General features: G+C 73.6%; 10 protein-coding genes. 2 read left to right on the top strand and 8 right to left on the bottom strand.

Features of this window, described 5'->3' with window-relative positions; genetic code table 11:
* Positions 1 to 234 precede the first annotated feature (234 nt).
* Positions 235 to 1,416, top strand: coding sequence for a class I SAM-dependent methyltransferase (locus ACLHRZ_RS23225; protein WP_490420404.1), 1,182 nt, complete (start codon positions 235 to 237; stop codon positions 1,414 to 1,416).
* A 25-nt stretch (positions 1,417 to 1,441) separates the two neighbouring features.
* On the opposite strand, the gene ACLHRZ_RS23220 is transcribed toward ACLHRZ_RS23225, so the two are convergent.
* From ACLHRZ_RS23220 to tsaB, 4 genes are read right to left on the bottom strand one after another with little or no spacing between them, the layout of a single operon-like run.
* Positions 1,442 to 1,870 carry a hypothetical protein gene (locus ACLHRZ_RS23220; protein ID WP_490420403.1) on the bottom strand — a complete coding sequence of 143 codons (429 nt, stop codon included), beginning with the start codon at positions 1,868 to 1,870 and terminating at the stop codon, positions 1,442 to 1,444.
* A gap of 55 nt (positions 1,871 to 1,925) precedes the next feature.
* On the bottom strand, positions 1,926 to 3,044 hold the full coding sequence (gene tsaD, locus ACLHRZ_RS23215; protein ID WP_490420402.1) for a tRNA (adenosine(37)-N6)-threonylcarbamoyltransferase complex transferase subunit TsaD: 1,119 nt from the start codon (positions 3,042 to 3,044) through the stop codon (positions 1,926 to 1,928).
* Positions 3,028 to 3,516: a ribosomal protein S18-alanine N-acetyltransferase gene (gene rimI / locus ACLHRZ_RS23210; RefSeq protein WP_490420417.1), complete on the bottom strand. Its 489-nt coding sequence runs from the start codon at positions 3,514 to 3,516 to the stop codon at positions 3,028 to 3,030. Before rimI ends, tsaD begins: the two co-directional genes overlap by 17 nt.
* A 50-nt stretch (positions 3,517 to 3,566) precedes the next feature.
* Positions 3,567 to 4,235: a tRNA (adenosine(37)-N6)-threonylcarbamoyltransferase complex dimerization subunit type 1 TsaB gene (gene tsaB / locus ACLHRZ_RS23205; RefSeq protein ID WP_490420401.1), complete on the bottom strand. Its 669-nt coding sequence runs from the start codon at positions 4,233 to 4,235 to the stop codon at positions 3,567 to 3,569.
* Between the two features lie 184 nt (positions 4,236 to 4,419).
* On the opposite strand from tsaB, the gene ACLHRZ_RS23200 reads away from it, so the two are divergent.
* Positions 4,420 to 4,998 (top strand): hypothetical protein, encoded by a 579-nt coding sequence (locus ACLHRZ_RS23200; RefSeq protein ID WP_490420400.1) that lies wholly within the window; start codon positions 4,420 to 4,422, stop codon positions 4,996 to 4,998.
* A 54-nt stretch (positions 4,999 to 5,052) separates the two neighbouring features.
* On the opposite strand, the gene ACLHRZ_RS23195 is transcribed toward ACLHRZ_RS23200, so the two are convergent.
* From ACLHRZ_RS23195 to alr, 4 genes are all read right to left on the bottom strand, one after another.
* The gene (locus ACLHRZ_RS23195) at positions 5,053 to 5,235 is read right to left on the bottom strand and encodes a hypothetical protein (RefSeq protein WP_490420399.1); all 183 of its coding nucleotides are present in this window, start codon (positions 5,233 to 5,235) and stop codon (positions 5,053 to 5,055) included.
* A gap of 112 nt (positions 5,236 to 5,347) precedes the next feature.
* The gene (gene tsaE, locus ACLHRZ_RS23190; protein ID WP_490420398.1) at positions 5,348 to 5,866 is read right to left on the bottom strand and encodes a tRNA (adenosine(37)-N6)-threonylcarbamoyltransferase complex ATPase subunit type 1 TsaE; all 519 of its coding nucleotides are present in this window, start codon (positions 5,864 to 5,866) and stop codon (positions 5,348 to 5,350) included.
* An 11-nt stretch (positions 5,867 to 5,877) separates the two neighbouring features.
* A complete protein-coding gene (locus ACLHRZ_RS23185; RefSeq protein ID WP_490420397.1) occupies positions 5,878 to 7,068 on the bottom strand; it encodes an alpha/beta fold hydrolase in 1,191 nt (396 codons plus the stop codon).
* Complete coding sequence (gene alr, locus ACLHRZ_RS23180) at positions 7,065 to 8,276, bottom strand: alanine racemase (protein ID WP_490420396.1); 1,212 nt, start codon at positions 8,274 to 8,276, stop codon at positions 7,065 to 7,067. The genes ACLHRZ_RS23185 and alr overlap by 4 nt, the downstream gene beginning before the upstream one ends.

Genomic DNA, 8,276 nt, shown 5'->3' with positions numbered 1-8,276 from the left:
GACCCGACCAGTGTTAGCCGCGGAAAAATCCCCTGGCAAAGGTGTGACCTACTACTGAACCGGGCGGAAAGGGGCACCCCGAACACCGGCAGAATGCCCGAATTGACCGCATAGGCGGCCCACTACCGCGAGTCGTATGTGACCTGGGCCCTATGGGTGCCCTCACAAGCCGGACCCCCCGCAGTCACGCTGCGCTGGGCACTGGTGACCGGATTTTGCGGCGAGAATGAAGCCGTGCCCGCACCGAACACCGCCTCCTTCACCGCCCTCCTCACCGACGAGGGCCGGCGCCTCCTCGACGAGCTGCGCCACTACGACCCCTCCCAGGAGCTCGCGACAGCGACCCGGCTGCGGCGTGAGCACCCCGCCGAGCTGGTGTCCGCCGCACTCGGGCAGGCGCGGCTGCGGCAGCGGGCGGTGGCGAAGTTCGGTACCGAGGATGCGTACCGCATGTACTTCACCCCCCACGGCGTCGAGCAGGCGACCCGCGCCTCGGTCGCCGCGTACCGCGCCCGCCGCTTCGTGGCGGCAGGGGTGCGCCGGGTGGCGGACCTCTGCTGCGGCATCGGCGGCGACGCCATTGCGCTCGCGCGGGCCGGCGTCTCGGTCCTCGCCGTCGACCGCGACCCGCTGACCTGCGAGGTCGTCCGGGCGAACGCGGCGGCGCTGGGGCTGTCCGAACTGATCGAGGTGCGCTGCGCGGACGTGACCGAGGTCGACACCTCCGCGTACGACGCGGTCTTCGTCGACCCCGCGCGGCGCGGCGGCCGCGGCCGGATCTTCGATCCCGAGGCCTATTCGCCGCCGCTGTCCTGGGCGGTCGAGGCGGCTCGCAAGGCCCCGTTCGCGGCGCTCAAGATCGCGCCGGGGGTGCCGCACGAGGCCGTCCCCGAGGAGGCGGAGGCGGAGTGGATCTCGGACGCCGGTGACGTGAAGGAGGCCGTGCTGTGGTTCGGCACGGACCCGGGCGTCCGGCGGGCGACGCTCCTGCCGGGCGGCGCGTCGCTGACGGGCCGGGGGCTCCCGGACCCGGCGGTCCGCCCGGTGGGGCGGTATCTGTACGAACCGGACGGCGCGGTGATCCGTGCGCACCTGGTCGCGGAGGTAGCGGAGGAGCTGGGCGGCGGGCTCGTCGACGAGACGATCGCGTACGTGACGGCCGACGAGCTGCGCGCGACGCCGTATGCGGCGGCGTACGAGATCACGGACGTGCTTCCCTTCAACCTCAAGAAGCTGAAGGCGGTCGTGCGCGAGCGCGGGATCGGGGTGGCCGTGATCAAGAAGCGGGGGTCGGCCGTCGAGCCGGAAGAACTGCGGAAGAAGCTGAAGCTCGACGGGCCGAACTCCTGCGTCATCGTGCTGACTCGGGTTGCCGGAGCGCCGACCATGCTGCTCGGGCAGGCTGTTCGGGCGTAGGTGGTCCGGTCCGGGTGGTTTTGGGCTAGTCGCGCAGTTCCCCGCGCCCCTTCGGGGCCCGGGAATCGCTCAAGTCCAGGTCCGTCAGGTCTTCCGCGTACAGCGTCGTCAACGGCTGCGGGCCCACGTACTGCTGGCAGTTGCAGCGGCCCGGCTCGTAGCCGACCGGCTTCCTGTCCGCGTCCCAGGCGACGGCCACCTCGACCGACTCGTGGCACTTGCCCTGCTTGTCGTGCTTGGCGAGGTGATGTCCGCAACCGCACACCGGGGCGGGCGGTTTGGCGGCCGCCTCCAGTGCAGCGCGCTCCTCGCGCTGGGACTCGCGCTGCGCCTCCAGCTCCGCCAGCTTGCGCTCATGGCGCATCTTGAGCCCGCTCCGGACGGGCTCGGTGACCTTGGCGACGATGCCCGCAGCCGGACCGGCGAAGATGAACGCCCACCAGAACCATTCCACCGCGGATCGCCGCCTTCCCCGTGTCCCCCGGTTGCACGAGCACCAGGATAAGCCGTCAGGAATACAGGTTGTCCTTGCTCAACTCGTGGAAATGGTCGTGGTCATGGCCGTGACCGTGGTCGTGCCCCGGCACGTGCGGCTCCGTCACCGGCAGCGAGGAGTCCGCCGAGAGGTCCCACGACGAGGCCGCCCGGCCCCGCGCCACCATCTCCGCGCCCAGCGCCGCGACCATGGCGCCGTTGTCCGTGCACAGCTTCGGGCGCGGGATGCGCAGGGTGATGCCCGCGTCCTCGCAGCGGCGCTGAGCCATCGCGCGCAGGCGGGAGTTGGAGGCGACGCCGCCGCCGATCATGAGGTGGTCGACACCCTCGTCCTTGCAGGCGCGCACGGCCTTGCGGGTCAGGACGTCGACGACCGCCTCCTGGAAGGACGCCGCCACGTCCGCGACGGGGACGTCCTCGCCCGCGGCGCGCTTGGCCTCGATCCAGCGGGCCACCGCCGTCTTGAGACCCGAGAAGGAGAAGTCGTAGGCGGGGTCGCGCGGGCCGGTCAGGCCGCGCGGGAAGCGGATGGCCTCCGGGTCGCCCTCGCGCGCGTAGCGGTCGATGACCGGGCCGCCCGGGAAGCCGAGGTGGAGGACACGGGCGATCTTGTCGAAGGCCTCGCCCGCCGCGTCGTCGATGGTGGAGCCCAGCGGGCGGACGTCGGAGGTGATGTCGGGGGCCAGGAGCAGCGAGGAGTGGCCGCCGCTCACCAGCAGGGCCATCGTCGGCTCCGGCAGGGCACCGTGTTCGAGCTGGTCCACGCAGATGTGGGAGGCCAGGTGGTTCACGCCGTACAGCGGCTTGCCGAGCGCGTAGGCGTAGGCCTTCGCCGCCGAGACGCCGACGAGCAGGGCGCCCGCGAGGCCGGGGCCGGCCGTCACCGCGATGCCGTCGAGGTCCTTCGCGCTGACCCCGGCCTCCTTCAGGGCGCGCTGGATCGTCGGGACCATCGCCTCCAGGTGCGCCCGGCTGGCGACCTCGGGGACGACGCCGCCGAAGCGGGCGTGCTCGTCGACGCTGGAGGCGACCGCGTCCGCGAGGAGCGTGTGGCCGCGGACGATGCCGACGCCGGTCTCGTCGCACGAGGTCTCGATGCCGAGGACGAGGGGTTCGTCAGCCTTGCGAGCCATGGGTCATTCCTTGCACTGCGGTAGAAGGGTCGGAGAGGCGCATGACGAGGGCGTCGACGTTGCCCGGCTGGTAGTAGCCGCGGCGGACGCCGACCGGCTCGAAGCCGAAGCGCTCGTAGAGGCGCTGGGCCCGGGTGTTGTCGACGCGCACTTCGAGCAGCACCTCGCGGCACTCGAAGGAGGTCGCGGTGGTCAGCAGCTCGGTGAGCAGCCGGGCTCCGAGTCCGGTCCCCCAGAAGTCGTAGGCGACCGCGATGGTCTGGACGTCGCCGGTGCCGTCGACGGCGGCGAGCCCGGCGTAGCCGACGACGCGGGGCTTCTCCTCGCCGGTCTCGGCGACCACGTAGCGGCGGTTGGCGTTCGGCCCGCGCGCGTGGGCCAGTTCGGACCAGAAGAGGCCCTTGGACCAGGCGTCGTGCGGGAAGAGCTCACGCTCCAGCTCGAGCACCGGGGCGATGTCCCACCAGCGCATCTCCCGGATGCGGACGGGCACATCGGCCGGGTCGGGCACGGGTGTCGCCGTCACTTCGGGGTGACCACCTTGTAGTTGGCCGGTACCTGGGCGTCGGGACGGCGCAGGTACAGCGGCTGGTCCGGCAGGAACTCCCCGCCCGTGCGCAGCTTCTCGGCCGCGAGCGCCGCCAGGGCGGCCGCGGACTGGTGCTGCGGCAGGTCGGCCCGGACGTCGGTGAAGGCGTCGGCGTACAGCACGGCGCCCGCACCGACGGCCGTCAGGCCGGCGAGCTTCTCGGTGAGCTCGGCGGGACGGTCCACGGCGGGCTCGGTCAGGCGGGTGCGCGGGTCCGCGTAGCGGGCCCAGTAGACCTCCTTGCGGCGGGCGTCCGTCGCCACGACGAACTCGCCGGTCAGGCCCGCCTGCCCGGCCGCGTACGCGATGCCGTCGAGCGAGCACAGGCCGTGGACGGGGACGGAGAGCGCGGCGCCGAAGGTGGCCGCCGTGACGATGCCGACGCGCAGGCCGGTGTACGGGCCGGGACCGACGCCGACGACGATGTCCGTCACGTCCGCCGGCTTCCGGCCGGCCTCGGCGAGGACCCGGTCGACGGCGGGAAGCAGCAGCTCACCGTGCCTGCGGGCGTCCACCTGACCCGATTCGGCGACGACGGAGTCGCCGTCGTGGAGGGCGACGGTGACGGCGGGGGTGGCGGTATCAAGAGCGAGCAGCAGCACACCGACAAGCGTACGGCGCCGGGTGGGGCCGCCGGTGCCGGGCCGGGAACCGAGCGGTGTGCGCACCGGGGCTGCCGGAGGCGCGGGCGGGGGCGCGTCCAGGTGCTACGGTCGCCGTACCGCAGGGCGCGTGTGCGCGCGTGCGCGTATCCGCAGCGTATTCGCAGACGAAGGGGTGCTCAGCGTGGCACGCAGCAGCTCGGGGGCCATCGTGGCCGCGCTCACCGCGGCGGCGCTGGCCGGGGTCGGCTTTCTCGCCTACCAGGCCGAGGCCGCGCCCGACAAGCCCGCCCGTCACGCCGCCGCCCAGGGCAAGGACAAGAAGGACCAGCCGGGCGGCAAGCCCGCTGCGGGCCCGCAGGGCGGCCAGCAGCCGGAGACGAACGCGGTTCCGGCGGCCTCGGGCACCGGGATGCGGGTCGTCTACGCGCTCGCGCAGAAGCGGGTGTGGCTGGTGGGGGCCGACGGCAAGGCCTCGCGCACCTTCGACGTCGCGCCGAGCGCGGTGAGCCCGCAGCCGGGGGCGTACGCGGTGACGTCGCGCTCGGCGAACATCACCGGGTCGGACGGGATCCCGGTGGAGCACGTGGTGCGCTTCCACGCGGTGAACGGGATCGTGTTCGGCTTCAGCGCCGCCGTGGACGGATCCTCGCCGGATCCGAGCTCCGGGAAGAAGACGGGCGGCATCCGTGAGAAGCCGGCGGACGGCAGGGCCATGTGGGAGTTCGCGGTGAGCGGGACGAAGGTCGTCGTCGTCCCGTAAGTGCGGGTCGACTGTGGTTGATCGCGCAGTTCCCCGCGCCCCCTACGGGGCGCCCTACGCCGCGTCGCGCTCCCGGTCCTCGGCCGGCTCGGCCGAAGGCTCGTCCTCGTCCCTCGGCGGAGTCGACACCGCATCGGCCGCCGCGCACGCCGCGAGCAGATCGCGCATCGAAGGCGTCCGCTCCTCGGAGCGGCTCGCAGGCTCGTGGGCCGACATGGGCGCCTCCAGGGATGCCATGGGCGAAGTTAGGCAGGCCTAACCGAGTCTCTGCACTCCATGTGACCACGCCCGGAGCCACCCGCGCAACATTTTGCCGACGGCTTGTCGGAATGTTGTCGGAATACCCGCCTCAGCAGCCGAGCGGCGCCAGGTCCACGTCCGCCCAGCGGGCGCCCACGCCCGTCACCGTCACGGTGCGCACGTCGTCCGCCTCCTCGATCGCAAGGCCGTCCGCCCCGACGGCCCGCTCGATGACGACCCGCAGCCGGTCGTCCGACAGGTCCTCGACCTTGCCGTCGCCCCACTCCACGACGATCACCGACTCCGGCAGGGAGACGTCCAGGTCGAGGTCCTCCATCTCGTCCAGCCCGCCGGAGAGGCGGTAGGCGTCGACGTGGACGAGCGCCGGGCCGCCCCGCAGCGAGGGGTGGACCCGGGCGATCACGAACGTCGGCGAGGTGACGGCACCGCGCACGCCGAGGCCCTCGCCCAGGCCGCGGGTCAGCGTCGTCTTGCCGGCACCGAGCTCGCCGGAGAGCAGCACGAGGTCGCCGGGGTGCAGCAGGCCCGCGAGCCTGCGGCCCAACTCCCGCATGTCGTCTGCGGACTTGACGGTGAGCTGCGCTGTGGTGTCGTGCGGGGCGTTCATGCAGACCGATGTTACGGGGCCGGAGCCGTCCGCGGCGCCGGGGCGGCCACGGCCCCCGCCTCGGCGAGCAGCCACGCGAGGCGGTCGTCGACGAGCCCGGACTGCTCCATCATCACCATGTGCCCGGCCCCGGGGACCACCACCAGCTCGGCGTCCGGCAGGGCCTCGGCGATGACCTCGCTGTGGCCCGGCGGGATGACCATGTCCCGGTCCCCGGTGAGGATCAGCACCGGCAGGTGGTCGAAGGCGCACAGCGCCGCGAGCTTGTCGTGCGTGGCGAAGACCGCGTAGAACTCGGCGACCACGTCCACCGGCGTCGCCTCGATCAGCCGCTCGGCGAAACGCGCCACCGCGGGGTCGACGTCCCGCGCGCCGAACGAGTAGCGCTTGATGACGCCGCCGACGATCTCGCTGGCGGCCCGGCGGCCCTTCTCGACCAGCTCGGGCTGGGTCGTCATCAGCTTGAAGGCGCCCGGCAGGATCCGCCGCGCCACGCTCCACCCGGCGGCCGGGAGCCCGTACGTCACCTCGGACATCCGCCCCGAGGACGTGCTGACGAAGGCCGCGCCGAGGACGCGCTCCGCGATCAGGCCGGGGTACTGCGCGGCGAGCGCCATGGTCGTCATACCGCCCATCGAGTGCCCCACGAGCACCAGCGGGCCCTCGGGGGCGGCGGCGTCGATGACCGCCTTCAGATCGCGGCCCAGAAGGTCGACGGAGAGGGGCGCGCCCCTCCCGCGCTCGGAGCGGCCGTGGCTGCGCTGGTCCCAGAAGACCATGCGGACCTTGCCGCGCAGGGCCGCGCGCTGGAAGTGCCAGGAGTCCTGGCTCAGGCAGTAGCCGTGGCTGAAGACGACGGTGACGGGCGGCGCCGCGGCGGCCTGCCGGCGGCCGAAGCGGCGCCCCGGGCGCTCCGCCGCCTCCTGGTCCGCGACCTCGTCGACCTCGTAGTAGATCTCGGTGCCGTCCTCGGCGACGGCCGTCCCGGGCGTGCCGCGCAGCGTCCCGTACGGGCCCGCCGAGTCCAGGACGAGGCGCGCCTTGCGGCGCATGCCGCGCCCGACCGTCAGCCGCTCCACCGCGACCCCGACGGCGGCTCCGGCCGCCACCACGCCGACCGCGGCCCCGGCGAAGCCCGCTCCCCGCCGCCAGGCGGCGCCGGCCACCGCGGTGCCCGTGCCCGTACTGTCGCCCTCGCTCATCCTGTGCCCCCCGTGTCGTGGTCACGTCCCGTGTCACCACGTGGTGTGCGCGCAGTGCTGCCGTTACTTGCAGTGTCACCGACATAGACGCGGGGCACACGCACCGAGATGCGGGTGACCACTTCATAGGCGATGGTTCCGGTCGCTCTTGCCCAGTCCTCGGCGGTGGGCTCGCCGTGGTCGCCCGGGCCGAAGAGGACGGCCTCGTCGCCGGGCTCCGCGCCGTCGCCGCCGAGGTCCACGACGAACTGGTCCATCGCGACCCGGCCCGCGACCGTGCGCCACTTGCCGCCGATCAGCACGGGGCCGGTGCCGGAGGCGGCGCGCGGGATGCCGTCCGCGTAGCCGACGGGGACGAGCGCCAGGGTCGTCTCGCCCGGGGTCGTGTACCGGTGCCCGTACGAGACGCCGTGGCCGCCGGGCACCCGCTTGACCGAGGCCAGGGAGGCCGTCAGCGTCATCACGGGCCGCAGGCCGAGCGACTCCGGGGTGCCGAGCTCGGGGCTCGGCGATATGCCGTACATCGCGACGCCGGTGCGCACGAGGTCGAAGTGGCTCTCGGGGAGGGTGAGGGTGGCCGGGGAGTTGGCGATGTGCCGCACCTCGGGGCGCAGGCCCTGGCGCTCCGCGTAGCCGACGGCGTCCCGGAAGACGGCCAGCTGGGCGCGGATGGAGGGGTGCCCGGGCTCGTCGGCGCAGGCGAAGTGGGACCAGATGCCGGTGACCCGCAGCAGGCCCGCCTCCTCCGCGGCGCGGGCGGCGGCCACGAGCTGCTCCCAGTCGCCGGGCTGGCAGCCGTTGCGGCCGAGGCCGGTGTCGATCTTCAGCTGGACGCGGGCGGGGCGGCCGCAGGCCCGGACGGCCTCGGCGACCTCGTCCAGCGCCCACAGTCCGCTGACGGAGACGTCGATGTCCGCCTCGACGGCGTCCCGCCACGGGTCGCCCGGCGTCCACAGCCAGCACATCAGCCGGCCGGTGTCCCCGGCGGCACGCAGCGCGAGCGCCTCCTCCGGCAGGGCCGTGCCGACCCACTCGGCGCCGGCCTCCCGGGCGGCGCGGGCGCAGGGCAGCGCGCCGTGGCCGTACGCATCCGCCTTGACCACGGCCATCAGCTGCGCGCCGCGGGCGCGGGCCTTCAGCGTGCGTACGTTGGCCCGCAGGGCGGCCAGGTCGACCACGGCTCGGACGCGCATCGGTGTCTCACTCAT

The sequence above is a fragment of the Streptomyces sp. AM25 genome (assembly GCF_058146165.1).
Note: the sequence above shows the minus strand (reverse complement) of the source record. Positions and strands in the feature narration are given on the sequence as shown.

Excerpts from the sequence above, each read along its gene's own strand:
- ACLHRZ_RS23195 (WP_490420399.1), bottom strand. The coding sequence starts at position 5,235 with ATGGCATCCCTGGAGGCGCCCATGTCGGCCCACGAGCCTGCGAGCCGC.
- ACLHRZ_RS23185 (WP_490420397.1), bottom strand. The coding sequence starts at position 7,068 with ATGAGCGAGGGCGACAGTACGGGCACGGGCACCGCGGTGGCCGGCGCC.
- tsaD (WP_490420402.1), bottom strand. The coding sequence starts at position 3,044 with ATGGCTCGCAAGGCTGACGAACCCCTCGTCCTCGGCATCGAGACCTCG.
- tsaE (WP_490420398.1), bottom strand. The coding sequence starts at position 5,866 with ATGAACGCCCCGCACGACACCACAGCGCAGCTCACCGTCAAGTCCGCA.
- rimI (WP_490420417.1), bottom strand. The coding sequence starts at position 3,516 with ATGCGCTGGTGGGACATCGCCCCGGTGCTCGAGCTGGAGCGTGAGCTC.
- alr (WP_490420396.1), bottom strand. The coding sequence starts at position 8,276 with ATGAGTGAGACACCGATGCGCGTCCGAGCCGTGGTCGACCTGGCCGCC.